Source organism: Stenotrophomonas sp. 116085_Sma (assembly GCF_056479585.1).
This window is the reverse complement of record NZ_CM151057.1, coordinates 2,550,192-2,576,164: the sequence shown is the minus strand read 5'-3', so window position 1 is coordinate 2,576,164 and position 25,973 is coordinate 2,550,192. Positions and strand designations below refer to the sequence as shown.

The 25,973-nt window shown below is 66.4% G+C and carries 24 protein-coding genes; 7 read left to right on the top strand and 17 right to left on the bottom strand.

Annotated features, from left to right (window positions below; genetic code table 11):
* Window positions 1-54: 54 nt before the first annotated feature.
* The 3 genes from fusA (at window position 55) to ACZK0Z_RS12125 (ending at window position 3,435) form a co-directional block, all read left to right on the top strand.
* The gene (fusA, locus tag ACZK0Z_RS12135; protein ID WP_049429298.1) at window positions 55-2,091 is read left to right on the top strand and encodes an elongation factor G; all 2,037 of its coding nucleotides are present in this window, start codon (window positions 55-57) and stop codon (window positions 2,089-2,091) included.
* A gap of 205 nt (window positions 2,092-2,296) precedes the next feature.
* Window positions 2,297-2,569, top strand: coding sequence for a hypothetical protein (locus ACZK0Z_RS12130; RefSeq protein ID WP_005409616.1), 273 nt, complete (start codon window positions 2,297-2,299; stop codon window positions 2,567-2,569).
* A 110-nt stretch (window positions 2,570-2,679) separates the two neighbouring features.
* Entirely contained in the window at window positions 2,680-3,435 is a 756-nt protein-coding gene (locus ACZK0Z_RS12125; protein ID WP_012480151.1) for a SapC family protein, read from the top strand.
* Here the strand turns inward: ACZK0Z_RS12125 and ACZK0Z_RS12120 are convergent, their stop codons facing one another.
* From ACZK0Z_RS12120 to ACZK0Z_RS12065, 12 genes are all read right to left on the bottom strand, one after another.
* The gene (locus ACZK0Z_RS12120; protein ID WP_197632006.1) at window positions 3,436-5,742 is read right to left on the bottom strand and encodes an ATP-binding protein; all 2,307 of its coding nucleotides are present in this window, start codon (window positions 5,740-5,742) and stop codon (window positions 3,436-3,438) included.
* Between the two features lie 14 nt (window positions 5,743-5,756).
* On the bottom strand, window positions 5,757-6,503 hold the full coding sequence (locus ACZK0Z_RS12115; protein ID WP_414489339.1) for a LuxR C-terminal-related transcriptional regulator: 747 nt from the start codon (window positions 6,501-6,503) through the stop codon (window positions 5,757-5,759).
* A gap of 141 nt (window positions 6,504-6,644) precedes the next feature.
* Complete coding sequence (locus ACZK0Z_RS12110) at window positions 6,645-7,151, bottom strand: GNAT family N-acetyltransferase (protein WP_049429301.1); 507 nt, start codon at window positions 7,149-7,151, stop codon at window positions 6,645-6,647.
* Window positions 7,152-7,247: 96 nt separating this feature from the next.
* Entirely contained in the window at window positions 7,248-7,781 is a 534-nt protein-coding gene (locus tag ACZK0Z_RS12105) for a lipocalin family protein (protein WP_049429296.1), read from the bottom strand.
* An 8-nt stretch (window positions 7,782-7,789) separates the two neighbouring features.
* Entirely contained in the window at window positions 7,790-8,863 is a 1,074-nt protein-coding gene (locus tag ACZK0Z_RS12100) for a class I SAM-dependent methyltransferase (protein ID WP_197632005.1), read from the bottom strand.
* Entirely contained in the window at window positions 8,860-9,645 is a 786-nt protein-coding gene (locus ACZK0Z_RS12095; protein ID WP_100443512.1) for a DUF1295 domain-containing protein, read from the bottom strand. Before ACZK0Z_RS12095 ends, ACZK0Z_RS12100 begins: the two co-directional genes overlap by 4 nt.
* Entirely contained in the window at window positions 9,642-10,190 is a 549-nt protein-coding gene (locus ACZK0Z_RS12090; protein ID WP_197632003.1) for a DUF2878 domain-containing protein, read from the bottom strand. Before ACZK0Z_RS12090 ends, ACZK0Z_RS12095 begins: the two co-directional genes overlap by 4 nt.
* Window position 10,191: 1 nt before the next feature.
* Window positions 10,192-11,451 carry a class I SAM-dependent methyltransferase gene (locus ACZK0Z_RS12085; RefSeq protein WP_197632002.1) on the bottom strand — a complete coding sequence of 420 codons (1,260 nt, stop codon included), beginning with the start codon at window positions 11,449-11,451 and terminating at the stop codon, window positions 10,192-10,194.
* Window positions 11,448-12,215: a DUF1365 domain-containing protein gene (locus ACZK0Z_RS12080; protein WP_197632001.1), complete on the bottom strand. Its 768-nt coding sequence runs from the start codon at window positions 12,213-12,215 to the stop codon at window positions 11,448-11,450. The genes ACZK0Z_RS12085 and ACZK0Z_RS12080 overlap by 4 nt, the downstream gene beginning before the upstream one ends.
* Window positions 12,212-13,489 carry an NAD(P)/FAD-dependent oxidoreductase gene (locus tag ACZK0Z_RS12075; protein WP_197632000.1) on the bottom strand — a complete coding sequence of 426 codons (1,278 nt, stop codon included), beginning with the start codon at window positions 13,487-13,489 and terminating at the stop codon, window positions 12,212-12,214. The genes ACZK0Z_RS12080 and ACZK0Z_RS12075 overlap by 4 nt, the downstream gene beginning before the upstream one ends.
* 1 nt (window position 13,490) lies before the next feature.
* Window positions 13,491-14,441: an acyl-CoA desaturase gene (locus tag ACZK0Z_RS12070; protein WP_049429289.1), complete on the bottom strand. Its 951-nt coding sequence runs from the start codon at window positions 14,439-14,441 to the stop codon at window positions 13,491-13,493.
* An 81-nt stretch (window positions 14,442-14,522) separates the two neighbouring features.
* On the bottom strand, window positions 14,523-15,290 hold the full coding sequence (locus ACZK0Z_RS12065; protein ID WP_197631999.1) for a hypothetical protein: 768 nt from the start codon (window positions 15,288-15,290) through the stop codon (window positions 14,523-14,525).
* Between the two features lie 132 nt (window positions 15,291-15,422).
* Here ACZK0Z_RS12065 and ACZK0Z_RS12060 point away from each other — a divergent pair, with 132 nt between their 5' ends.
* From ACZK0Z_RS12060 to ACZK0Z_RS12050, 3 genes are read left to right on the top strand one after another with little or no spacing between them, the layout of a single operon-like run.
* Complete coding sequence (locus ACZK0Z_RS12060; protein ID WP_197631998.1) at window positions 15,423-16,046, top strand: sigma-70 family RNA polymerase sigma factor; 624 nt, start codon at window positions 15,423-15,425, stop codon at window positions 16,044-16,046.
* A complete protein-coding gene (locus ACZK0Z_RS12055) occupies window positions 16,043-16,714 on the top strand; it encodes a ChrR family anti-sigma-E factor (protein WP_197631997.1) in 672 nt (223 codons plus the stop codon). The genes ACZK0Z_RS12060 and ACZK0Z_RS12055 overlap by 4 nt, the downstream gene beginning before the upstream one ends.
* A gap of 17 nt (window positions 16,715-16,731) precedes the next feature.
* A complete protein-coding gene (locus ACZK0Z_RS12050) occupies window positions 16,732-17,424 on the top strand; it encodes a Rossmann-fold NAD(P)-binding domain-containing protein (RefSeq protein ID WP_100443511.1) in 693 nt (230 codons plus the stop codon).
* Window positions 17,425-17,426: 2 nt separating this feature from the next.
* Here ACZK0Z_RS12050 and ACZK0Z_RS12045 read toward each other — a convergent pair whose 3' ends face one another.
* The 3 genes from ACZK0Z_RS12045 to ACZK0Z_RS12035 are packed head-to-tail and all read right to left on the bottom strand — an operon-like array spanning window position 17,427 to window position 22,520.
* Window positions 17,427-19,826: a hybrid sensor histidine kinase/response regulator gene (locus ACZK0Z_RS12045; RefSeq protein WP_049429285.1), complete on the bottom strand. Its 2,400-nt coding sequence runs from the start codon at window positions 19,824-19,826 to the stop codon at window positions 17,427-17,429.
* On the bottom strand, window positions 19,819-20,286 hold the full coding sequence (locus ACZK0Z_RS12040; protein ID WP_100443510.1) for a response regulator: 468 nt from the start codon (window positions 20,284-20,286) through the stop codon (window positions 19,819-19,821). Before ACZK0Z_RS12040 ends, ACZK0Z_RS12045 begins: the two co-directional genes overlap by 8 nt.
* Window positions 20,283-22,520 carry an ATP-binding protein gene (locus ACZK0Z_RS12035; RefSeq protein WP_049429283.1) on the bottom strand — a complete coding sequence of 746 codons (2,238 nt, stop codon included), beginning with the start codon at window positions 22,518-22,520 and terminating at the stop codon, window positions 20,283-20,285. Before ACZK0Z_RS12035 ends, ACZK0Z_RS12040 begins: the two co-directional genes overlap by 4 nt.
* Window positions 22,521-22,786: 266 nt before the next feature.
* Here ACZK0Z_RS12035 and ACZK0Z_RS12030 point away from each other — a divergent pair, with 266 nt between their 5' ends.
* On the top strand, window positions 22,787-23,080 hold the full coding sequence (locus ACZK0Z_RS12030) for a hypothetical protein (RefSeq protein WP_197631995.1): 294 nt from the start codon (window positions 22,787-22,789) through the stop codon (window positions 23,078-23,080).
* 16 nt (window positions 23,081-23,096) lie between these two features.
* Here the strand turns inward: ACZK0Z_RS12030 and ACZK0Z_RS12025 are convergent, their stop codons facing one another.
* Window positions 23,097-23,582, bottom strand: a complete 486-nt coding sequence (locus ACZK0Z_RS12025; RefSeq protein ID WP_049429281.1) for a TspO/MBR family protein — start codon at window positions 23,580-23,582, stop codon at window positions 23,097-23,099.
* 74 nt (window positions 23,583-23,656) lie between these two features.
* Window positions 23,657-25,840, bottom strand: coding sequence for an AsmA family protein (locus ACZK0Z_RS12020; RefSeq protein WP_197631994.1), 2,184 nt, complete (start codon window positions 25,838-25,840; stop codon window positions 23,657-23,659).
* Window positions 25,841-25,973: the final 133 nt, after the last annotated feature.

Genomic DNA, 25,973 nt, shown 5'->3' with positions numbered 1-25,973 from the left:
CTGTCGCCAACCGGGGTGCGCGGCCCCCGAAGTTGGCTTTGCAGGAATCCTTACATGAACACCCAAGTCCTTTCCCGCCGTCGCAACCTTGGCATCATTGCCCACATCGACGCCGGCAAGACCACGCTGACCGAACGCCTGCTGTGGAAAAGCGGCGAGATCCATCGTGTCGGCGAAGTACACGACGGCAACGCGACCACCGATTTCTCGGCGATCGAGCGAGAACGTGGCATCACCATCGGCGCGGCCGCCGTGCAGGCGCAGTGGGCGCCGCGCGACCTGCCGCCGCATCGGCTGACCCTGATCGATACGCCCGGCCACATCGACTTCGCCATTGAAGTCGAGCGTTCGCTGCGCGTGCTCGACGGCGCCGTGGCCGTGTTCTCGGCCGTAGACGGCGTGCAGCCGCAGTCGGAGACGGTGTGGCGCCAGGCGCGCCGCCATCGCGTGCCGCTGATCGCCTTCGTCAACAAGATGGATCGCGTCGGCGCCTCGTTCGAGCGCGTGCTGGAGCAGTTGCAGGGCAAGCTGCAGGCACGCCCGTGGGCGCTGGGCGTACCGCTGGGCAGCGAAAGCGCGTTCAACGGCTGGGTCGATCTGGTCGATGAGCGCGTGCTGCAGTGGCAGGAGGGCGACGCAACCACGATGACCCCGTGGGACGACGCGGTGCGCGCCCAGTGGCAGGCACAGCGCGATGCGCTGGTCGAAGCCGTGGCTGATCACGACGAGCAGCTGGCCGATGCCTGGCTGGAAGGGCGCGTTATCGATGCCGAACAGCTGCGCGCAGCGATCCGTCGGGCGACGCTGGCGGGTGCGGGCGTGCCTGTTCTGGCCGGTGCCGCGTTCAAGGACAAGGGCATCGAGACGCTGCTGGACGCCGTGGTCGATTACCTGCCATCGCCGTTGGACCGGCCTGCGGTGACCGCTGAAAGCGAGCGCGGCGAGGTGGTACTGCCGCCGGACCCGGATGGTCCGCTGGCAGGCTTGCTGTTCAAGATCACCCATCAGCAGCACGGCGCCCTCAGCTTCGTGCGGCTGTACTCGGGCACCTTGAAGGTGGGCGACGCGGTGGCCAGCTCGCAGCATCCGCAGGGCAGGCGTGTCAGCCGGCTGGTGCGGGTGCAGGCCGACCAGACCCATGACATCGAACAGGCCGTGGCCGGCGACATCGTGGCGGTGCTGGGCTGGAAGGATGCAGTCAGCGGTGAAACGCTGAGCGGCCGTGCACAGCCGCTGCGCCTGGAGAACATCCAGGCTCAGGCGCCGGTGCTGGCGTGGCGGCTGGAGCCGGCGCGTGCGGCCGACCTGATCCGGATGGCGCAGGGCCTGGCCAGCCTGGCCCAGGAAGATCCCTCGTTCCGCGTCGAAACCGACCGCGACACGGCGGAGACCCTGGTCTGGGGTATGGGTGAGCTGCACCTGGAGGTGATGGTCGAGCGCCTGCGCAGCGAGTGGAAGGTTGATGTGGGCGTGGGTGCGCCGCGCGTGGCCTACCAGGAGACACCGATGCGCGCGATGTCCGGTGTAGTCGGGCGGCTGGTCAAGCAGACCGGCGGCCAGGGCCAGTTCGCGCACGTGGTGCTGGATGTGGCGCCGCGCGACGACGACCAGGTGGTGTTCAACGACCGCATCGTCGGTGGCGTGGTGCCGCGCAGCTTCATTGCAGCGGTGGAGAAGGGCGTGCGTGCCGCGCTGTCGGAGGGTCCGCAGGGCCATCCGGTGGTCGGTATCGAGGTCAGTCTTGTCGATGGCCAGACCCATGCGAAGGACTCCTCCGAAATGGCGTTCCATCGCGCGGGTGCCGAGGCGATCAAGGCGGCGCTGGCCGAGGGTGGCACGCAGCTGCTGGAGCCGGTGATGGCGGTGACGGTGCATTCGCCGTCGGCGTCGGTGGGTGACGTTGTTGGCGACCTCAACCGCCGCCACGGCCGCATCACCCGCATCGACGACCAGGAAGGTCGGGCTGAGGTCAGTGGCTTCGCGCCGTTGGCGCAGCTGGTGGGTTACACCACCTCGCTGCGTTCGCTCAGCCAGGGACGCGCCAGCAGCGAAGCGCACCTGCATGGCTACGAGCCGGTGCGGGTTGCATGAGGAAGGCGAGGGGAGCCCGTGCGCGGGCTCCCTTTTTTGTGGGTGTTGATGGCGTTTCGTGTCCACGCCATGCGTGGATGAATTCGTCGGGTCGCTTTCTTTTTTGCACTGCACTGCAACAAAACTGCAGAAAAAGCTGGATTAAAGTGATGCCTCACGATAAATTGCGCACCCCCCGTTGCTCGCCGCCGCCCGCACCCCTCTCATGCGTGATGACAAAGACCCCGGAACCCTGGAGCTGACCCTGCCGCGAAAGCGCGGTCGTCCGCCCAAGTTCGGGTACGCCATGAGTGATGCGCAGCGGGCCGCACGCTATCGCGCGCGCCGGGCGGGGCAGGCCAACCATGCCGATGTGCGTTCCTGCTCGGACATGGTGCTGCTGGACAAGATCCGCGCGGCGGTCAGCGCCCGCGACACTGAGCTGGCCGGTTTCCTGGTGCATGTGCTCTGGCAGCGGTACCCCCTGCAGCTGAAATAGGCCAACGATGGGGTGGCCGTTGTCATCGAGCTTGTTGATAATGCGGGATTCAGGTTGTTCCCGCTGGCGCGCCCGGGATGGCAGGCGCGCATGATCGAACGGTTCCCAAGATGACCACCACCAGCGACACCACCACCGAAGCGGCGCCGAGCAACGCCCCCCTGTTCTACACCCGTCCGGTGCCGCTGCAGGCCGATGTGCATGCCGACCTGCGCATCCTGCCGGGCAGGCTCGAGTTTGCCGCGGGCAACAACGCCATTCCGCTGGTGCTCGGCGAGTTCTCGCTGGCACTGCACCACTTCCCGATCCTGTTCGCTGGCCCGACCGCGGTGCCGATGGCCGCCGTTGGCGTGTCCGACCAGAACCTGTTCATCAAGGACGGCCTGTGGGAAGACGAGGCCTATATCCCGGCCTATCTGCGTCGCCATCCCTTCATCTTCATCGACACCGGCTCGGACAATGATTTCCTGCTGGGCATCGACGAAGAGAGCTCGCGCGTGGTCAAGGGCGGTGACGAAGGCCAGCCGCTGTTCGTCGACGGCAAGGCCACCGACATGGTGCAGCAGGCGCTTGAGTTCTGTGGCCAGTTCACCCGTGAGCACGAACAGACCCAGGCCTTCTCCAAGGCCCTGATCGACAACGGCCTGCTGGTCGAGCGCAATGCAACCGTGCGTACCCCGGATGGCCGTGAGTTCAACCTCAATGGCTTCCAGGTCGTCGACGTCGAGAAGTTCGTCGCGCTGCCGGAAGCCACCGTGGTCGAGTGGCACCGCAGCGGCTGGCTGGCCCTGATCCACCAGCACCTGATGTCGCTGGGTCGCTTCAACGACCTGACCCGTCGCCAAGTCGAGCGTCTGGCGGCCTGATCAGGCCCTGGGCATGGCTTCCGCAGTGCGGGAGCCATGCCATTGCTGCAGGGCTTGCAGCAGGCGTCGCGCATCGACCCAGTCGGGCGTGGGCTCGCCAGCCAGGTCCCACAGGTCGGCCGCAGTGTCGGCCTGCGCGGCGGCGCCGCACATCTGCAGTGCGCCCTGCAGGCGATGGGCATGGTGGCAGAGGGAGGCTGCATCAGCGGCTTCCACGGCCTGTTCAATCTGCGCCAGTTCGTGGCGGATGTCTTCCCGATAGATCAGATCCCGGCAGGCAGGGGCTACGGACCGCTCGGTGTAGCCGTCAATGGGCAGGTCCAGTGCCAGCAGCAGGTCCGCGACCTGCAACGGCTTGGCCAGGCTGGCATCGAAGCCAGCCTTGCGGGCGCGTATTGCGTGCCGGGGCCCCTTCCTTGCTGATAGCGCAATCAGTCGCAATGGCTGTTGTGCCTGACGGCGCAGCTGTGTGGCCAATGCATAGCCGTCCATGTCCTGCAGCCCGATGTCGAGCAGCACCACGCTGCGCGGTTGTGCGGCCTGCTCGGCGAGCGCGCTGGCGCCGTCGGCAAGCGCGCGCACGTCGGCGCCCAGCCGTCGCAGCTGCTCGCCGATGATCCGGCGATTGAGCGCATGGTCCTCGACCAGCAGCAGGTCGAGTCCAGCCAGTGGCGTGTCGCTTTCGGGCGTGCCGACCGGCCCTTCGCTCTTGCTGACTGCCTGCACCGGCAGGCGCAGGGTGAAGCGACTGCCACGCCCATGCACGCTGTGCGCGGACAGATTGCCGCCCATCGCCCGGCTGAGTTCATGCGCGATCATCAGGCCCAGCCCGCTACCGCCGCGCGCCTGCCCGCCTTCACTCTGTTCGAACGGGCGAAAAAGAAGGGGCATCTGCCTGGCCGGGATGCCGATGCCACTGTCGATCACATCCAGCAGCAGCTCCTGCGGATGGTCAGGCGGTGTCAATTGCAGGCGTAGCTCGATGCCGCCGATATCGGTGAACTTCAACGCATTGCCAAGCAGGTTGCCGACAATCTGGCGAAGCCCCTCCCGATCAAGCGCAACAGCCGGGGCGGGGTCGGGCTGGCACTCGAAGCGAAGCGCCAACCCCTTCTGTCGCGCGTGTGGCCGCAGGGCATCCAGCGATTGACGGCAGAGCCGGGCAATGTCGCAGGGTTGTGCCTGGGGTCTGTAGGTTCCGCTGGCCAATCGTGAGAATTCCAGCGATCGATTCAGCAGGCCACGCAGCGAATGCCCAGCCGCATGCGCGGCCGCGAGTAGCTCACGCTGCCGCTTGGGCGATGGAGACTGGCCGAGCAGGTCGATCGAGGCCAGCACGGCCTGCGCAGCATTGCGCATCTCGTGGCTGATCATGCCGACTGCGCGCGCGTGGCTCCGTCCCTTGCGGGCCCGGTGGCTGTGCACCGCGCGCCACAGCAGAGGGGTGCCGGCCAGCGTGGCAAGCAGGGTGAGCAGCCAGGGCGAAGAGGGCGCGCGCATCCAGTCCAACGCGCGCTCGACGGTCGCTGGCACTGCCTGCTGAGCCCATGCCTGCAACAGACTGGCATGTTCTTCCAGTGTGATGTCGCGCAGGCCCTGCTCGATGCGCAACAGCAGTTGCCGGTCCTCGTTGCGCGTAAGCAGGTGAAGGTCGGTGGAAAAGTCGCTGTCGAACCGCTGAAGCTGCAGTTGCCCGCGGAAGTGATGGCGGATCAGGGGCCGCAAGGTCGTTTCCAGGCCGATTGCGACGTCGGCGATGCCGCTCTCGACCGCCGCCAGCGCGGCATGCCGATCGGCCAGGTGCAGCCGCTTGATGCTGGGATGGTGCAGGGCAAGCCAATCGGCGTAGGGCCCGCCTTCGACGACGGCCAGCACCCTTGTTCCCAACTCCACGATATCGTGCGGCAGGGGTTGGCCGGCGCGTCCGGCCAGCATGGTTCTTCCTCCGGGAAACGCGACCGACTCCAGCAGCCCGGGGCACGGGCGTGGCTGCTGGCGGGACTGCCCCATTACCAGTACCAGATCGGCCTTGTGCTGGCAGACCGCGACAACCGAGGCGCTGCCGCTGGGATAGGCCTGCTCCAGGAAGCGCAGCCGTGCGTGTCGTTCCACAAGGCTGGCATAGCCATGTGCAAGGCTCGGCATCGGCGCCGAATCAGCGAGGGTGGCGGGCATCTGGCGCAGGGCGGGTGCGGTGGCCACCCGGACCTCGCGGCCGGACTCCCATGGCCGGATTGGCGCGTCTTCTGCGGAAGCCACAGGCAACAGAAGCAGCGCCAGCAGCAGGGCCGGCATGTGCAGGCGCATTCGACTGGCCGTTCTCACATCGCCTCCAGCTGTCGTCGCATGGCGTAGATCTCGGCATCGTTGCGCAGCCCGAGCTTTCGCAGGGCCGCGGTCTTCTGCGTGCTGATCGTCTTTACGCTGCGATGGCGTTGAAGCGCAATCTCGGAGACGGTCAGGCCTGCGAGCAGCAGATCGAGCACTTCACGCTCGTTGCGGCTGAGTTCGTCGAAAGCGGCCGGCAGCGTGCAATCGGGAGGCAGTCGTGACAACCCCTGCGACACCCGCACGATGGCATCCGAAAGCATTGCCAGCGGTTCGGCCTTGCTGACAATGCCACTGATGCCGCTGGCGATCAGCTGGCTGACGTGCGTGGTGGGCGAGAGGGTGGCGAAGGCGAGCAGGGGCACGCGAGCGAAGCAGTCACGCAGCAGGCTTACCAGTTCTGTGGCACTGCGGTCTTCGCGGCCCAGTGCAAGGTCGATGATTGCGACGTCCACGGACATCTTCCGCAGGCTGCCGATGAATTCGTCGCTGCACGCATGGCTGGCGACGATGCTGAAACGGTCATCGCCGGACAGGTGCAGGGCGGTACCACGAGGAACGACTTCATGGTCGTCCAGGAGCGCCAGCCGCAGCCGACGCGGTGCAGGAATTCCATTCATGCGCTGGGAGGTGATCGGCGCCCGTGGGGCGTGATGATCATTCTGGCGCTGCTGTCGCGTCGAACATCGAAATTGCTTGATTTTTGCGATTATTCCTAAGAGTCGATGTGCTGCATCCATCGATTCCGGGCTATCCATCGATGGTATGGATTGCCAGGCCGGGGGCAATCCGTTTCCGCAAGCGAGATGGCGCCTGGTGCGGATGTCATCGGGAAACATCTGGGGCAGCACGGCGCCGATCCGCGCCCACCGGGATCGACTTCATGGTGTCTGATCGTTGCCGTGCAGGCTGCGCGCCATCTCGCTGGTTCCAGCCCAGCCAAGGTCGGCGTACAGTGGCGCCCCCTGCGCGGTGGCATGCAGGACTGCGTAAGTGGCGCCACGCTCGGTGAAGGCGTCGTCTGCCAGGGCCATCAGCTTCCGGGCGATACCGCGGCGGCGATACTCCGGTTCCACGTAGACGTTGAGGACGTAGCCGCGGTAGCCCTGGTCCGGATGGGCAGGGTGGGGCGGCCAGTCGATCAGCATCAGGCCGATGCCGGCGATGGTTCTGCCGTGGTCTGCAAGGACATGGCCGAAGTACTCGCCAGAGGCCAGGCGCGGCGCCAGCCAGGAACGGAAAGGAGCCGCCATCGCCCGCAGGACCTCCTCGGTTCGCCCGCTATCGCGGAACATGGCTTCGCGGTGGGCGCAGATTGCATCCAGGTCGCCCGCACGGATCTGCCGCACTTCAAGCCCGTTCCATGTCGCCTCTGCGTGGCTGCCCATCATGCTGATCCCCGGCTCAGGTCTGTCCGGCAATTCTGGCACCCTCTGCCGGGCGATGCATGACGAAGAACGCAATCGGCACTTCGCTGCCATGCACTACCGGATGGACTGCGGCACACGCCGCAGCCGGTGGATGTCGTAACCCATGTCGGCGATGCGCTGCACGGCTTTCTGGTAGTCGCCATCGGACACCTGGGGCGTGCGCGCCATGTACCACACGTAATCGCGCTTGCTGCGTGCCACGATGGTCTGTCGGTAGTCGTCATCCAGCCAGGCGATGATGTACTCGGCCTGGATCGGCCAGATGAACTGCATGCCCCAGACCGCCCCATGGCCTTCCTCTTCGACACGGCCGATGGGGTGCATCGACTTCGGCGGGGCATCGAAGCTGCCCTTGCGATAGGTGAAGGTGGTCTGGATGCGCCCGTCCGGCTTCAGGGCATAGCTTTCCACCGCATCGTAGGCCTCGCGCTCGGGCCAGGACGGAATATGGGCGATCACATACCAGTCGCCCATGAAGCGCGGCACATCCACCGAGGGCGCACGCGGAAGTGGCCGGGTGTCGCTGGACGAGCAGCCCGAGCCGAACAGGCCGACCGCGATCAGCGGAAGCAGCGAGAACATGCGCATGTCACACCTCAGCGGGGACGGAACAGGTAATGGGCCACCAGCCATTGCTGGCCATCGTCGTAACCGAACAACTCGGCACACGCCATCCAGAACATCCGCCAGCGTTGCCACCAGATGCGCGCAGCCGCAGGCCCATAGGTCGCCGCCAGCACCGGCATCACCCGATCGCGTGCCGCGTCCTGATTGGCCAGCCAGTGTTCGGCAGTGCGCTGGTAGTGGGTGCCGTCCAGCAACCAGCGCTGATCCAGCCGCAGGTCGCGCTGGAAATGCAGCAAGGTATCGGCGGCGGGCATCAGGCCGCCGGTGAAGAAGTGGCGGCCCATCCAGTTGTCGCCGCCCTCGGTTTCGAACGGGTACATCAGCGTGCGGTGGGCGAAGATGTGCACGAACAACGCACCGTCCGGCTTCAGCCACTGTGCAATGCGCGCCAGCAGGCGCTCGTAGTTGCGCACGTGCTCGAACATCTCGACCGAAACGCAGCGATCAAACTGCGCGGTGGGCAGTTCCAGCTGGTTCACGTCACGGGTGAGCACTTCCACATTGGGCAGTCCGCGCGCCTGGCATTGGGCCATGATGTGTTCGCGCTGGCTGTGTGAGTTGGACACGGCCGTGATCGTTGCGCGCGGGTAGCGCTCGGCCATCCACAGCGTCAGCGAGCCCCAGCCACAGCCCAGTTCGAGAATGTGCTGTCCATCGGCCAGGCCAGCGCGCTGGCCGTACAGCTCCAGCATCGCCTCTTCAGCCTGGTCCAGCGTTTCGTGGCCGTTGGGGTAGTAGCAGCTGCTGTACTTCAAGCGCTTGCCCAGGCAGGCCTGGAAGAACGCCGCAGGCACTTCGTAATGCTGGCGATTGGCTGCATCGGTATGCAGTGCCAGCGGGCTGTCGGCCAGTTCGGCGATGCGGCGGCTGAAGCGCGCGGACTGCGCTTCGATACCACCTGCCGATTCTTCCTGCAGGCGCTGCGCGCACAGCCGTCGGATACCGGCACGCAGCGCAGCGTCCGGCACCAGGCCGCGTTCGGCCCAGGCGGTCAGCCCGGTTTCTGCTTCCTCGGCCGGATTCAGTGACGGTATCGCGCTCATGCGGAATGCTCCTTGGAAGGGTGGGGGAACCAGGGGAAGAACATCGGCGTGCTGCGCTGGTAGGCGCGGTAGTCGTCGCCGCGGCTGCGCAGGGCCTGCTTTTCGGTGAACGGGATGCCGCTCAGATAGCGCAGGAATACATACATCAGCACGGGGCCGAGCCAGGCCAGCCACCACAGCGGGGAGCCGACGGCCAGCAGCACGTAGGTGAACCAGTGCAGCCACTCGAAGAAGTAGTTGGGGTGGCGGGAATACCGCCAGAGCCCATCACGGCAGGTACGGCCTTTGTTGGCCGGGTTCGCGCGGAACCGGGCCAGCTGGCGGTCGGCCAGCGCTTCTCCGCCCACGCTCAGCAGCCAGACGAACGCGGCCGCCAACGCCCAGGGGGGGGTGCCAGCGGCTTGATTGGCAGCGACCGCGACGAAGGGCAGCGCAAACAGCACCACCAGCAGTGCCTGCGCCATGAAGAACGCGAAGATCTTTCCCTGGTGTCCCTGCCAGTGCTCTCGGAGGTAGCGATAGCGCCCGTCCTCTGCTTCGTGCCGGACCCGATGCCAGAGATGAAGGGCCAGGCGACCGCCCCACAGGCCGCCGAGCACAGCGAGCGCCACCCGTGGCGTCACCGCACCATCGCCCAGCAGCGCCAGCAACAGCGCGGCGGCAGCCACGCCTTTGGCCCAGAGCACATCCACAACGCCGATGTTGTGGTGGCGGCGCTGCCAGGCCCAGCCCCAGCTCATCACCAGTAGCGCGTAGAGCAGCACCCAGAGCAGGTTGATCATGATGACGCTCCGGCGAGAGGGGGGTGTGGCGTAGTACGCGTGCCGCCAAGGGCGGCGCGGCACAGGAGGGACAGCGCAATGGCCCAGCCCGTGCCGAGGACCAGGACGCCATGCCACGTCGGGCTGTTGAACTGCACCGCGCCGAATCCACGCGCGGCCGACAGGTAGGCCAGTGGCGCCAGCACCAGGCCGAAGAGGGGCGGCAGGGCAGGGTGTCGCTGCAGGAAGCGCATCGAGGTGCTCAGGGTCATGGCGAATGAAGCCCACAAGGCCATGATCCAGGGCGGCGGCGCCCATCCCAGCGGGGCAGCGGCGTAGCGCACGGTGCCGCTGGCGGCAGCGCTGGCGTCGACCAGCCAGGCGCAGGCCAACGCTAGCAGCAGCAGCCGCAGGTCCAGTCGGGGATGCGCCGACGTCAGCAGCTGGCTGCCGATATACAGCGACGCGGCCAGCAACGCGGGCCACTGCCAGCCGCGCCCCGCACCAGCCACCGCGCACAGCCAGACCAGCTGGTTGCCAAGCAGGTTGGCCCAGAACCGGCGCATTTCAGTTGCCTTCGCCAGCCGGGACCGCGGGTCGATGGCCCGGGCGCGCCAGCAGCAGATGCGAAACACCGATCGAACGCTCCAGGAAGCCGCCTTCGCAGTAGGCCAGGTAGAAGTCCCACAGGCGGCAGAAGCGCGCATCGAACCCCTGTGCCTGCACGGCGGGCAGCTGTGCGAGGAAGCGCTGGCGCCAGGTGCGCAGGGTCAGCGCGTAGGAATGGCCGAAATTCTGCTGGGCGATCAGCTGAAGGTCGCTGGACCGCGTCTTGGCCGCCATGATCGCGTTGATGGAGGGAATGAAGCTGCCGGGGAACACGTAGCGCTTGATGTAGTCGACGCTGCGCCGGGCCTGCTCGTAGCGATGGTCCTCGATGGTGATGGCCTGCAGCAGGGCAACGCCATCGGGCTTCAGCAGCCGCTGCAGCGTGGCCATGTAGGTGTCCAGGTACTCGGCGCCGATCGCTTCGATCATTTCGATCGAAACCAGCTTGTCGAACCGGCCCTGCAGGTCACGGTAGTCCTGCATCAGCAACGTGACCCGGTCCTGCAGGCCGGCGGCCCGAACGCGCTCGACGGCCAGCGCATGCTGTTCGGCGGAGATGGTGGTGGTGGTGACGTGGCAGCCATAGTGCTGCGCCGCGTGCACCGCGAAGCCACCCCAGCCGGTACCGATTTCCACCACCCGGTCACCCGGCGTGAGTTGCAGCTGCTGGCAGATGCGGTCCAGCTTGCGGCGCGAGGCAGACTCCAGCGATTCGGATTCGCTGGTGAACAGCGCCGACGAGTACATCAGGTCCGGCGACAGGAACAGGGCGAAGAAATCGTTGCCCAGGTCGTAGTGGGCGGCGATGTTGCGCCGGCTGCCCTCGCGGCTGTTGCGGTGCAGCCGGTTCCAGCCGCGCAGCAGCCAGCCAGCCACACGGGCCGGGCCCTGCTCCATGCCATCAAGCAGGTCGCGGTTGCGGACCAGCAGGCGTATCAGAGCCACCAGATCATCGCAGTGCCATTCGCCCTGGATGTAGCTCTCGCCGGCGCCGACGCTGCCCTGCGCAGCGACCTTCCGGTAGAACGCCGGGTCATCAATGGTCACCGTCACCTGCAGCCCGGCATGGGCGTTGCCCAGCCGGACCTCGCCAAGGGCATCGCGCACGCACAGGTGGCCATCACGCAGGGGGGCAAGCTGTGCCAGCAGCCGGCGGCGCAGGAAGGCGTCCAGCGCGCTGGGGCGCGGCAGGGTCACCGAAGGTGTCATCGAGTTCATCGCGGTTTCCCGGCAAGGGTGGGGTGGTCGTGTACGGGGTTGCGCTTCAGCCACAGCCGCAGTGCGTGCCAGTGGATGGCGGCCACCACCTGGGTGGTCATCAGTGGATAGCAGGCCAGAACCCGCGCCAGGCCGCGGCCATCCAGAGGGCGGCGTTGCAGCGTCTGGGTGGCATCGAACTGGCGAATGCCGTCTCGCCAGACCTGCATGTGCACACGCAGGTCCTCATCGGGGCTGTTGAAGCGCCAGTCGTAACGGCAGTCCATCGGCATGAACGGCGAGACGTGGAATCGCTTGTCGAACTGCCAACGCAGTGACGCACCTTCGTGGACGGCCGTGGTGACCGGCAGCACGTACGCGTGCCGCTCCTTCCAGGGCGTATTGGTGATCTCGGCCACGATGCAGTCCAGCGAACTGCCGTCGGCCTGGTAGCAGTAGTAGAAACTGACCGGGTTGAACACATGCCCGGCAAAGCGAAGGTGCGTCAGCAGGCGTACCGGCCCCGAAGGTCGATGGCCAAGCGTCTGCGCGGCATGGTCGCGCACGGCGTCTGCCAGAGGCTGTGCGGGATCGCCGAAATAGTCGCTGCGCCGGAACTCGGCAAGGTTGCGCCGATTGACCGACCACAGCCAGCGCCCGGCAAACACGGTCTCTAGTTCATCCAGGTCGAGCAGCAGTTGTGCAACCGGATAACGGAACGTATGCGGATGCGGGTGATGCCGGCGATGCATCACCTGCCCGAAATAGAGTGCGCTGGCGCTCATGCCGCCACCTCGCGCGCCAGCGATACCTGGCGATGCGGTGCGCAGGCCAACAGCGCATCCACCACGCGGCGGGCGCTGCGAATACCATCCTCATGGAAGCCCCAGCCCCAGTAGGCCCCTGCGAACCAGGTGTGGCGATGGCCCTGCAGGTCTGCCCATCGCTGCTGCGCGCGAACCGCAGCATGATCGTGCACCGGGTGTGCATAGTGCAGCGTGCGCAGCACCCTGGCCGGGTCGATGGCTTCGCTGCGGTTGAGGGTGACCACCAATGGCGTGCTGCCGGGCAGGCCCTGCAGCAGGTTCATGCAGTAACTGACCGTGCAGGGCGCGGTTGGATCCCGCGGTACATGTGCATTCCAGGCGGCCCAGGCCTTGCGGTTGCGTGGCAGCAGCGAGGCATCGGTATGCAGTACCGCTTCGTTGGATTGGTAGCGGATGGCACCCAGCACCTCGCGCTCGACGGGGTCGGCATCACCCAGCAGGGCCAGGGCCTGGTCGCTATGGCAGGCCAGGATGACTTCGTCGAAGGCTTCGACGCCGGCGGCACTGTGCACGCGTGCGCCCTCAGGCGTGCGCTCCACCCGCTGCACCAGGCACTGCAGGCGCTCATGCACCCGCCAACGGCGGCGCAGTGCATCCACGTAACGGGCCGACCCGCCGGTAACGACCCGCCAGGAGGACCGCCCGGTCATCTGCAGCATCTGGTGGTTGGCCATGAACTGGGCCAGATAGCGCGCGGGGAAGTCCTGCACCGTGGCGGTGGGAGACGACCACAGTGCCGAGGCCATCGGCAGAAGGTGCTCTTCAATGAAGGCCTCGCCGTAGCGCTGATCGCGCAGGTACTGGCCCAGCGTTGGGCCTTCGTCCTCGCCCAGCAACAGCGGGGCATCCCGATAGAAGCGGCGCAGGTCGGCCAGCATGCCCCAGAAGCGCGGCGATACCAGGTTGCGTCGCTGGCAGAACAGGCCATCCAGCGAGGTGGCGTTGTACTCCACGCCGCTGCGCTCGCTGTGCATCGAAAAGCTCATGGTGGTCGGCTGCGAGGCCACGCCCAGCTCATCGAACAGTGCCGTCAGCAGCGGGTAGTGCCGGGGATTGAAGACAATGAAGCCGGTGTCCACGGCCATGCGCGTGCCGTCTATCTGCACGTCGTGGGTATGGGTGTGGCCGCCCAGGTAATCGTTGGCCTCGAACAGCGTCACCTGGTGCCGCTCCTGCAGCCACCAGGCGCTGGCCAGCCCTGAGATGCCTGAACCGATGATGGCGATGCGCATGTCAGTACCTCGCCTTTGCCAGCACCCATTCGGGGATGGGCTTGAGTCCCTTGACCAGGCCGAACGCCGCCATCACGCGCAGCCCGTACCAGGTCAGGTCGATCTCCCACCAGCGGAAGCCCTGGCGTACGGTGCCGGGGAAGAAGTGATGGTTGTTGTGCCAGCCTTCGCCGAACGTCAGCAGGGCCAGCCAGAGGTTGTTGCGGCTGTCGTCGCGGGTCTCGAAGCGGCGACGACCGAAGCGGTGGGCCAGCGAGTTGATGGTGACCGTGGCGTGGAACAGCACGATGGTGGAAATGAAGAATCCCCACACCAGCAACTGCGGGCCGGAGGTGTGCAGGCCCGGCGCCCAGTGTTCCAGTGCTGCGCCCAATGCATAGAGGCCGATGGCCAGCAGCACGGGAATGGCGGTGTCGAAGCGGTCCAGCCAGCGCAGTTCCGGGAAGCGCGCCAGGTCCGGCACCCGCGACAGGTCGGTGGCGAAGGCTTCGCGGGTCAGGAACCAGCCCATGTGGCTGCGCCAGAAGCCTCCCTCGCGCGGCGAATGCGGGTCCAGTGGCTGGTCTGCGTGGCGGTGATGGTGGCGATGATGGGCCGCCCACCACAGCGGGCCGCGCTGCACGCTGGCCGCGCCGATCACCGCGAACACGAACTGCACCGCGCGCGGTGCCTGGAAGGTGCGGTGTGAGAAGTAGCGGTGATAGAACGCGGTGATGGCAAACATGCGCACCGCGTAGAGCGCTGCGGCCACGATGACAGCCGTCCATGAGACACCTACCCAGATCACCGCGATGCACGCCACATGCATCAGTGCGAACGGCACCGCACGCAGCCAGTCGATGCGGCCCGACTGTTCCGCGCCAACGTCCGCGGCTTCGCCGGTATCAACCCAGCGCTGCAGGGTGCGCAGCAGGCGCCAGCGTCGACGGGGGAGGGGCGATACAGAGGCCATGGCGGATCTCGGCGGGTGTCGTGTCTTCCTGTACGCACCAGAATGCGCAATGGATGCGACGTGTTGCGGTGAATGTTGGCTTCACGTGTTCGTAACAGGGCAGCGGTCGACCAGTGGCTGCGCCCATGCCTGTTGCCACTCAGACGCGGGGCGTTGCGCGGGAGGTGCGCTGAAGCGCACCGTCACCCGCGGATAGGTGCCGCGTGCATCGCGCAGGTTGCTGGTGCCATTGAATTCCAGAAGGCGCCTGTCGGCGTTGGCATAGACCAGCGACAGGCGGGGTGCGACGCCGCCATACCAGGTGTCGAGGCTGACCTCGATCGACTGGGCGTCGATGCCTTGCCAGCGCAGGGCGCCGGTATGCCGCACCTGCACCGGGAAGTAGCGCTGCCGCCCGGGCACCAGGAACGGCATCGACACGCGCTCGCCCTGCATCAGCGCTGTCCAGTGCAGGCGCACCGCCGCGTCGAATCCCGCATCGATCACCGCATCCGGCGGCAAATCAAGCCTGCGCTGCCGGAGCGGGCTGGCGGCATCCTCCTTCCAGACGACGGACACAGCGCCGCTGGCGGCCTCGATCTCGGCCGTCTGGCCACTGCGCCGGTCCTGCAGCGTATAGCCACGAGCCTGCGCCAGGGGGCTGGCCGGCAGGTGCTTGCGGGCGAACGGCTGGCCACCGGGGCACTGGTACAGCACCCAGTGCTCGGCCCCCTCGCTGGCGTCGCGGCGCCAGTGAACTTCGTGGTAGAGGATCCGGCCCTGCGAGGACGTCGCCACGCCCTCGCTGCGCAGCCAAGGGGTCGCCAGTCCGGCGTGGGGCAGGCACAACAACAGCCAGGCGATGCGCATGGCATTCATCCGTAAGGGCGGGTCCAGGTCGTACGGCGGGCGGGGCGGGTTGGATGCGCAATGCGGGCTGCATCCGATTGCCATTCCCGCGCGTACAGGGGACAGACCTTCACCCGCCCGCCGCGAACGCAGATGTATCCTGACGCCGCCAGCACCCTCGCCAACTTCAACAGCGCACGCATCGTGTCCAGCTCCCAGCAGCCCAGCAGCGAGCCGAAAAACTGGGCCGGCGACATGGACGGTGTCGCGCGGCTGCGCGACCGCGACTGTTTCATGCGGATCTACGACCATTTCATGCCGCGCCTGTGCGTCTATCTGCGCGGGCTGGGCGCGCCCGAGGCGGTGGCCGAGGAGCTGGCGCAGGAGTGCCTGCTGCGCCTGTGGCTGCGCGCGGCCGACTATGATGCCGCGCAGGGTGCGTTGAGCACCTGGCTGTACCGCATCGCCCGCAACCTGCATATCGACCGCGTGCGCCGCGAGCGCAGCTGGATGCAGGTACAGGTGGCGGTGGAAGACGCGGCAACGATGGACGTGGTCGAGCGCAGCAGCGCCGAACAGTTCGCCGACCAGGCCCGGCTTCGCCAACGCATCAATGAGTTGCCGGCAGTGCAGGCGCGGCTGGTGCGCATGTCCTACTTCGAGGCCAAGAGCCACAGCGAGATCGCCGAGGCACTGGGCATGCCGCTGGGCACGGTGAAATCGCACCTGCGGCGTGCGTTCCTGCAACTGCAGTCGATAGTGGGAGGTGCGCTGTGAATCCGCACCACCATCTGCATGAATCCACACTGATGAGCTACGCCGCAGGCGCGCTTCCGGCGCCGTTGAGCATCGTGGCGGGCGCCCATCTGGAGCAGTGCCCGCACTGTCGCCAGCGCCTGCGCGAGGCCGAGGCGATCGGATCGGTCTTGCTGGAACAGACCCAGCCATCCACGGGCGATCTACGCCGCGAGCAGTTGCGCGACGCGATGTTGATGCGCCTGGCGACGGATGTGCCTGCCGCGGCAGTGTCATCACGGACCGTTTCCAGAGAGCGCCCCGAAGCCGATCCGGACCATCTTCCTGCGTCACTTCACCCGTATTTCGGCGCGTCGCTCAGTGGCCTGCGCTGGCGCTGGATGGCGCCGGGCGTGCACTGCATCCGTGCCGAGCAGATGCCTTCGCTGATCATGCTGAAGATTGCCCCGGGCAAGTGCCTGCCGATGCACAGCCACGGCCGAAGCGAGCTGACCCAGATCCTGCGGGGCTCGTACAATGATGCGTTGGGGTTGTTCGCGCCCGGCGACGTGGCGGACCTGGATGAGGACGTGGAGCACCAGCCGGTGACCGCGCCAGGGGTGCCGTGTATCTGCGTGTCGGCGCTGGATGCACCCCTGGTGTTCAGTGGCTGGCTGGCGCGGAAGGTGCAGCGTTTCGTGAAGCTCTAGCGGGGCGGGAGACGGTGATGGCGAGGGCAGAAGCATTGCGTGTTCTGTTGACCGGCGCCGCCGGGTTGGTGGGGCAGGGCGTGGCGTTGGCCTGCCAGCGCTCATCGCAGGTCGGCCATCTGACCGCGCTGGTACGGCGTCCGGGCAGCCTCAGCGGTGCGGGAAGCGAGCGGGTCGTGCCGGATTTCCTGCGCATCGATGAGCAGCGTGACGATCTGGCTGGCTTCAACGCGTGCTTCTATTGCGCGGGCGCGCCTCCGGTGGGCACCGCCGAAGCCGAGTACCGGCGGGTGACGCTGGACACCACACTGGCCGTGGCCCGCGCGTGGGCGGCAGTGAATCCCGACGGATGCTTTCTGTATGTGTCCGGCGCCGGCGCGGACCCGCAGAGCCGGGTGATGCCGCTGCGGATCAAGGGCGAAATCGAACTGGCGCTCCGCAGGATGCCGGTGCGTACCGTGATGCTGCGCCCGGGAGGCGTGCGGCCGGTATCGGGAACCGGCACGCGCCACGCGGTGCTCAAGCCCCTGTACTGGGGTGGCGCGCCGCTGATGAAACTGGCGGGCGCACTCGTCCCTTCACTGGTCACCAGCAATCTGGCGGTGGGCCAAGCGATGATCGCACTGGCAGGAAGAGAGCATCCGCCTGCCACGGTGGAGTGCGCGGACATCAACCGGATCGCGGCAGGCACGCGTGATCCGGCGGCGTGAGCTCAGTGCGCGGCAGCGTCCAGCGCGGTGCGCACCGCCTGTGCAAGGTCACTGCGGGTAAACGGCTTCGGCAGCAGCGCAGCGAACCGACCCTGACTACCCACCGCCTCGTGGTCGCGTGGATAGCCCGAAGTGAACAGCACAGCAACTTCAGGCCAGCGCTCGCGGACCTCGCGGACCAGTTCCCAGCCCGACATGCCGGGCATCACCACGTCGGAGAACAGCAGGTCGACCCTCGTGTCCGGGCGCTCCAGCAATCGCAGCGCGGACGGTCCGTCATGCGCTTCCAGTACGCGGTAGCCCAGCAGGCGCAGTGAATCAACCGTGTGCGCGCGCACATCGTCGTTGTCCTCGGCCACCAGGATGGTTTCCTCACGCGGCGCGTAGCCGGCCAAGCCAGACTGTGGCGCACGCGCTTCGCTGGGCAGCGCCAGCGGCGAGCGCGGGAACATCATGGTGATGCTGGTGCCGCCGCCTTCCACCGAATCGATCAGGACATGACCGCCGGACTGCTTGACGAAGCCGTGCACCATCGACAAGCCCAGCCCAGTGCCACGGCCGACCTGCTTGGTGGTGAAGAACGGTTCGAACACGCGCGCCAACGTGGCTGCATCCATGCCGTGCCCGTTGTCGCGCACGCGAAGCATCACGTACTCGCCGGGTTCGGCATCGGGGAACAGCGCGGCGTAGTCATGGTCCAGGTGGCTGTTGTCGACCTCGATGACCAGCCGGCCACCGTGAGGCATTGCATCTCGGGCATTGACCGCCAGGTTGAGCACAGAGGCCTCCAACTGGCTGACGTCGATCTCCACGCACCAGATGTCCTGGGCGCTGCGGATCTCCAGTTGCACCAGTTCGCCCAACGCACGCTGCAGCATGTCGTGCATGTCCAGCAGGCGGTCGTTGAGGTTGGCCGCCTGGCTATGCAACGGCTGGCGGCGGGCAAATGCCAGCAACCGCTGGGTGAGGCTGGCGGCACGTCCCACGCCCTTCAGGGCATTGTCCAGAGCGCGACCGACCAGCGCGGCCGGTTCACCAGCGCGCTCGCTGAGCAGCATGGCGTGTTCGACGTTGCCGGAGATGACCGTCAGGATGTTGTTGAAGTCGTGGGCGATGCCACCGGTCAGTTGGCCCACGGCCTCGATCTTCTGCGACTGGCGCAGCGCGTGTTCGGCCTGCAGCCGGGCGGTGGTTTCCACCGCTTCGGAGACCACGGCCGTAACCGCACCGTCTGCGTCCAGCAGGGGGCGGAACGAGAAGTCGAAACTGCGCCGCCCGGTCGGCAGCTCGATATCCAGCGCATGCAGCGAGCTGTGGCCGTGCACGGCATCGGTGACGGCCTGATCAACGGTGGTGGCAACCTCGTCGGTCGTGGCGAACCACGGCGACTGCACATAAGGCTGGCCCACCACATCCTTCTTGTCGGCCAGCACGGCGGCCAGCGAGGCGACGTTGGCATCAACCACGCCGCCGGAAAGATCGAGCAGTACCTGGTGCTGGAAGCTGGATTCGAAAATGGCCTGCAGGCGACGCTTGCTGGCCCTCAACTCGGCCGTGCGCGCCTGGACCTGCCGCTCCAGTTCCTGGTTGTCTTCGCGCAGCGCCAGTTCGGCCTGCTTCAGCAGGGATACGTCGCTGGCCATGCAGATGTAGCCAACCACACTGCCGTCGGCCGCATGTTCCGGCACGCAATCCATCTGCACGAATCGTGACTGGCCACTGCGATGGATCAGCTCCACCTGGAAGCTGGAGCGCTCGCCCTGAAGCACGCGCTCCAGGCTGGGCAACGCATGTTCAAACGCAGAAATGCCACTGACTTCCCGTGCGGTGCGGCCCAGCAGTTCGGCAAGGCTGAAGCCATGCCAGTCCAGAAACGCCTTGTTGGCAAACCTGTAGCGATGGTCCTTGTCCAGCTGGGCGATCAGTGCAGGAACGGCGTCGGTCACCTGCTGCAGCTGGGCCTGGCTGTCGTTCAGCGCGGCCTGCGCATTGGCAAGCTGGGTGCGCTCGTGCGCCTCCTGGCGGGCGCGGCGGATCGCATCGGGCAAGCGTTGCAGGCGTTGCTTCACCACATAGTCGCGGGCACCGCGCGTGAGAGCCTGGACCGCCAGCTCCTCGGTCAGCGTGCCGGAGACAAAGATGAAAGGCGTCTGTGGCACGCGCTCGCGTGCCAGGGCAAGTGCAGCGTCGCCATCGAAGCCAGGCAGGACATGATCGGCGAGGATCACGTCGAACGGTCGGCTGTCGATTGCCTCGATGAAGGCGTTGCGGGTCCACAGGCGCTCGGCCTCGAAGTCCAGGCCGGCGCGCTGCAGCTGTGCGGTGATCAGCTCCGCATCGAGCGCACTGTCCTCCAGCATGAGGATGCGCAGGCGCTCGCTGCTGCGCGATCCATCATGCATTGTGCTGCCCCGTACCGGAGGGGCGATGTGGCGGTGGCTGGTTGGTGATGCCCCAGAACATGCCCAACCCCTGGATCGCGTCGAAGAATTCCTTGAAGTCGACAGGCTTCACCACGAAGGCATTCACACCCAGTTCGTAACTGCGCACGAGATCCTGCTCTTCGCGGGAAGAGGTCAGCATGACGATCGGGGTGCTGCTCAGCTGCGGATCTCCGCGAACCTGTTCCAGCACTTCCAGACCGTTGACCTTGGGCAGCTTCAGGTCCAGAAGCACCACCACGGGGCCACCATGGTTGGCCCCGGCGAACTTTCCCTCGCAGCGCAGGTAGTCCAGCGCTTCGGCGCCGTCTCGTACATGGATGACGTCATTCAGCAGCTGGCAGCGCGACAACGCGGCCAGTGTCAGTTCGGCATCCTTTGGGCTGTCCTCGACCAGGAGGATCGGCCGCAGGTCCCTCATGGGTAATCTCCTGTGGAACGGGGTAGGGTGAAGTGGATCGTGGCGCCCTTGCCGGGTTCGCCTTCGGCCCAGGTGCGGCCGCCGTGGCGGCCGATGATGCGACGCACGTTGGCCAGGCCGATGCCGGTGCCTTCGAATTCCTCGACGTGATGCAGGCGCTGGAACACGCCAAACAGTTTGTCCACATAGCGCATGTCGAAGCCGCAGCCGTTGTCGCGCACGAAGAAGTGATCTTCATCGTCGCTGCGTTCGTGGCCGACCTCGATCACCGCCTGGTCGCGCTCGCGGGTGAACTTGACCGCATTGGACAACAGGTTCTGCCAGACCAGGCGCAGCATGGTCGGGTCGGCTTCCACCTCCGGCAGCGGCGCCATCGTCCACTGCACATCGCGACCGGCGTAGTCCAGCGCCAGGCTCTTGCGGACATCGCCGACCAGCGCAGCCATGTCCAGCCGCACCCGTCCCAGCGTGGAGCGTCCCATCTGCGAGAAGCTGAGCAGGTCGTCCACCAGCGTTCCGGCGGACTTTGCCGACTCGACGATGGTGTCCAGGAAGCGGCGCTCGGTCTCGTTGAGGCGTTCACCGGCCGAGCTGCCCAGCAGCTCCGAATAACCGACGATATGGCGGAAGGGGGCGCGCAGGTCGTGGCTGACCGAATAGGAGAATGCCTCCAGTTCCTTGTTGCTGCGCAGGAGCTGCTCGTTCAGCTCGGCCATTTCCTCGGCCTTGCGCAACACGACGTCGACGATGGCGGTTCGCATCTCGTGCGCGGCATCGCGATCGGCGTCACCCCATGGCAGGCTGCGCTGCTGCACGGTCTCCTTCCATGCCTCAAAGGAATGGCGTGGAGACAGCACGACATCCGGCGCTGCGGTCTTTCGGGGATCGCCACCCCAACTGACAGTACGCACCACCTCTGGGCGGAACCACATCAGGTAGCTGTCATGCAGCTGCGAGATGGAGACCGCCAGCAGGCCACTGGCCACCTCCGCCAGGCGAGCGCCCTCCGCCCAGTCGGCGGCCAGATGATCAGTGCAGTAGATTTCCTGGCCGGCATGCTGCGCGGACAACCAGTCGGTCAGCGCCAGGACGTCGCTGGCAGAAGGGCACCGGCCAACGCGCATGCAGTCGCCCTTGTGCACGATGGCCGCGCCAGCGGCACCGGTCAGCGACAGCAGGCTGGTCTCATCCAGGCGCAGCGCGGCAATGAAGTCCTCGTCACCGGCCATGCGTCCCAGCAGCTTGACCAGCACGGAACGGCGAACCACGCGTTCCTCGATCGCGCGCGCACGCTCCTTCAGGGCAATCTGCAGCGACAGGATCTGGCCCATGAACTCGCAGGCCGTGCGCACGTGGTAGGGCAGGCGGCGCGGCTGCACCGTATGGCACGACATCAGCCCCCACAACTGGCCCTCATGGACCAGCGAGACCGACATCGACGCCCCGGTGCCCATGTTGCGCATGTACTGCAGGTGCACCGGGGATACGCTGCGCAGCACCGCCAGGCTCAGATCAGTCGGCGGTGCGTCGCGATGCTCCTCGGCCCGCATCAACGGGGCAGGGGTGTAGTTGTTGTCCGCGATCAGGCGCACCCGGTTGCGGCGGTAGAGTTCGCGTGCCTGGGCGGGAATGTCAGATTCAGGAAAACGCAGGTCCAGGTACGAGGGCAACAGGCCATTGCCTTCTTCCGCCACCACGATGCCGTTCCAGCCGGCGTCGAACTGATAGACCAGGGTGCGATCGAAGCCGGTGAGCCGGCGCATGTGCGCGGCGGCCAGCTGGCACAGGTCTTCCACCGTCGAGGCCGATTCGATGGCGGTCATCAGCTCGCGGATGGCCGGATACAGCTCTTCAAGAGAACCGGGCTGGCCCGCAACCGGCGCTTCCAGCTCGACAAGGAGGTCGGTGGCGGAGCGATGCACCAGCAGCTGATGGCGGCCGTGGCCATCCAGGTGCACGGCGCCCACATGCGCACTGCTGCCGATGGTGGTCTGCCGGAGCAGCGCCTGGAAGGGCGCCAGCACGCCACCGAGTACCTCACTGACGTGCTGAAGCAACGGCTCGCCGAACTGCTGAAGGACGCTCGGCTGACTGATGGCGCGCTCGCGCACCCGCAACGACTGCGGCTCCAGCACCAGAAGCACACCGTAGGGCTGGATCGCGCCGGGTGTGTGGATGGGTTCGCGCGCACAACGGGACAGCGCAAGGTCGGGCGTGGACTGGGCAGAAGGCATCAACGGAGGGGCTCATGTTTCATGGATGGCTGGAAAAGCCCAGCGATACATCCGGCTAGCAGGGATGGTGAAGCAAAATCGCGCATTCGCCTACCACCTGATGCCCGTGAAGGCCGTTTCATCCAAACCTGAATTCTTCATCTACACAGCGGCGGACGATGTGTAAGGCGCCCGTGCAGAGGTTTTGCATCCAATGCATATCGGCTGCACGCCAGCTCGACAGCGATTGTCCTAGGGTGAATCCACCTCCAACCGTTGCCACGCCCGTGAACCTGCAGACGCTCCCACCTCTTCCGTACCGCATGCTGCCTGACAACTGCCAGTTTGAACTGCTGGATGTGGATGCCCTGCAGGATCCTGCCAGCGGTCGTCTTCTGCACCTGTACTCGCTGGTGGCCCGCTGCCTTTCCTGCGAAACGGTGTTCAAGGCAGAGGAAGGCCAAGGGTTGGTGAGCCATTCTGCAGCCAGAGTGGTGCGCTGCCCCACCGGCTGTGGCCAGCAGGCCTTCAAGTCGTCGCTGTTGCGGGCGTGGCGCCCGCAGGCCATTGCCCAGGCTTGACTCAGATCTGTTGCGCTCACAGCAGTGCGGGATTGGCGCGCCACACCGCGTAGTTCAGCGCGCAGGCAAACACGATCCAGGCCAGGTAGGGAAGCAGCATTACTGCCGCAATGCGGCTGACGCGCGCAAACCTGACGATCGTGGCGCACACCAGCGCAATCAGCAGAAGAATGTCCGCGAACGCAAGGGCGCCAAGTTTCCAGCCGAAGAACAGCCAGCTCCACAGTGCGTTGACGGCCAACTGCAACAGATAGAGCCGCAGTGCCGGTTGCGCGCCGCGCCAGCCGCGCTCGCGCCAGACCCGCCAAGCCGCAACCGCCATCAGCGCATAGAGCAGCGTCCACACCGGGCCGAACACGCCGGCCGGCGGCGCCCACGCGGGCAGGGCAAGCGTGGTATAGAAGGTGGCCGCCGATGAAGATGCCCACGCGCCCAATGCGGCCGCAGCGAAGGTGATCGCCAACCAGCCCAGAAACCCGGAAATCTGTGTGCCGCGCTTCATCCCGATACCGCTCCATGCTCCGTATGCCCCTGCATACGCATGAACGCGGCATATGGATGCAGATGCCGCGGCATTCAGTCTGAGGATCCGCCAGTGCCTGTTGGCAGCAGGGAAGGGCGCTCGTCAAACCACTCGCGCGCCTTGGCCAGGTGCCACTGGCGCTGGTCGCCATCCAGTTCGATGCCCGCGCCCAACAGCCCCCAGCGCAGATAAAGGTCGCCGCGCTTGCGCTGCTCCAGCAGATCCAGTCGCGCGCGCACCGACAGCCGATCATTCTCGGCCTGCAGGCCATCAATCACCAGATGGCCCGGGCGCCAGCGCAGCCTGGCCTGCGCATCCACCTGGCCGGAGTCCAGCAGCGACAAGGTCCAGCGCGGGTAGTCCGTGCGCTCGGCGAACAACGCCAGCAAGGGGCGCGCATCACTGAGCGCCAGGTCGGTGGTGGCGTCCACCTGGAAGGGCGATTGCGCATCGATGCGGCCGCGTCTGAAGGTGGCACGCCCTTTCCACGCCGTCGAGCGTTCCGTGCCGGCCACCTGCACGTTGCGTAGCTCGACCGTGGTGCCGGACAGGTCGAAATGACGCTGGTTGAAGTCGCCCCGGCGCAGCGTTGCGTTCACGTCCACATCGCCGCCCATGTCCAGCCCTGCCACCCTCGCACTGGTGCCGCGCCCCTGCAGGCGGGCCGTGCCATGGCCAACGCGGCCATCGGTATCGAGGGTGGCATCACCGCTGAGTAAGCCGGTGCCGCGCAGCAGGCGCACCTGTTTTGAACCGAGATAACGGTTGTAGGCGGACAGATCTGGAATGGTGGCTTCGCTGAAGCTCAGGTGCGCGCGCACGCCCTTGCGCAGCTCCTGCAGACGACCGTCGCCGGTCAGGTCCAGCGCCAGATTGCGGCCGTCGAACAGCCGAACGTCCTTGGCATCGGTGGGACGCGCGGTGAAGCGGGGCAGGCGGACCGCAAGCAGCGCCTGATTCGGAGTACCTGACTTCAGTTCCCCATGCGCGCTGGCGGTACCGGCAAGCAGGACGCCGGCGACCTCGGCAACTGCTTCGGCAGAGGGAATGTCCACCGTGCTGCCTTCGCTCAGCTCGCCATTGTGCAGCCGCAGGTCGGCCTTCAGCGTGCCGCCGCCGTCCAGTTGCAGCCACGGCTTGCGGACGAACAGGGCAGGGATCCAGTTGAGCGAGGTGAATGTCCATTCGCCGCGTACCGTACCTGAACTGCGCTCCAGCAACTGGCCCGGATCCTGGAAGGGGATTTCACGGCCGGTGATGTGCAGGTCCGCGTCCACTTCGCTGCCTGAGCCGGGCCGTGGTGGCAGGCGTGCCTGCAGGCGCAGGTCGTTGGCCACGTTGAGCTGAAGGGCCAGCACGCCGCGGTCTGGAGCCCCGTCGCCAAGATAGAGCGGCACCTGCCAGAGAGCGCGGTCGCCGGGTTGCAGCTGACCATCGATCAGGTGTGCCGAGAGCTGCAGGCGGCCCGGCACCGGGGCGCTGGAGATCTTCGGGGTGGTGGCATCCGTATCCATACGCAGGCCCTGGCTGCGTGCATCAACGTCCAGCTGGGCATGCAGGATCTTCAGTTTGGCCAGCCCAGGCGCCTGGTCACGGTAGTGGCGTGGGTAGCTGAAGCGCGCAGCCAGGTTCATGTCGCCCAGCAGCTGCACGCCGTCGAAACTGGTGTCTGCACCCTTGAATGTGACTGTTGAATCCAGCAGTTCCGAAGGACCGCCGCGCAGCTGCTTGACGAAGCCGACCGTGCCCTGGCCCTTGCCGATGATCAGCAGCTTGCCGAAACGGGCGCTGCGGATGCTGTCGCTGTGGATGGCATCGAACCGCAGCGTCCAGCCCTGGTCGCTGCGCGGGGGCGGCGGGATGGCCTCTTCAACACGGCTGATCTCGGCCGAGACGCCCGTGGCCTGCAGGCGCGGAACCCGCACTTCGCGCTGGAACAGCGGCAGGACTGCCAGCCTGGCGCTTGCCCGGTCGGCATGCAGCACGTAGACGGTGTGGTTGACGTGGCCGCGCATGTGCACGTTCCAGGCGATCACGTGGCCGGGCAGCAAGGTGAGGGCTGGGCCCGTGGTCATCACGAACTTGTGCGGCTTGCGGTTGGTGACCTGGTCGAACAGTGGCGTGTTGAGGAAGATGTTGCCGGCCAGCAGATACACCAGGTAGATGCCCAGCAGGACGTAGCCAGCGACGCGCCATCGGCGGAGCCGGTGCGGGATGCGCGCGGAAGTAGGGGGCATGTACTGCTCTAAGGGCCGGAATTCACTCAACTATTGCCGAACCGATGGCGGTGGCGCGTGAAGCGGGTGCGGGGCGCTTGCTGGAATCTGCTAGTACCCGGCCTGGTCACGACCACAGATCTGCAGTAGACGC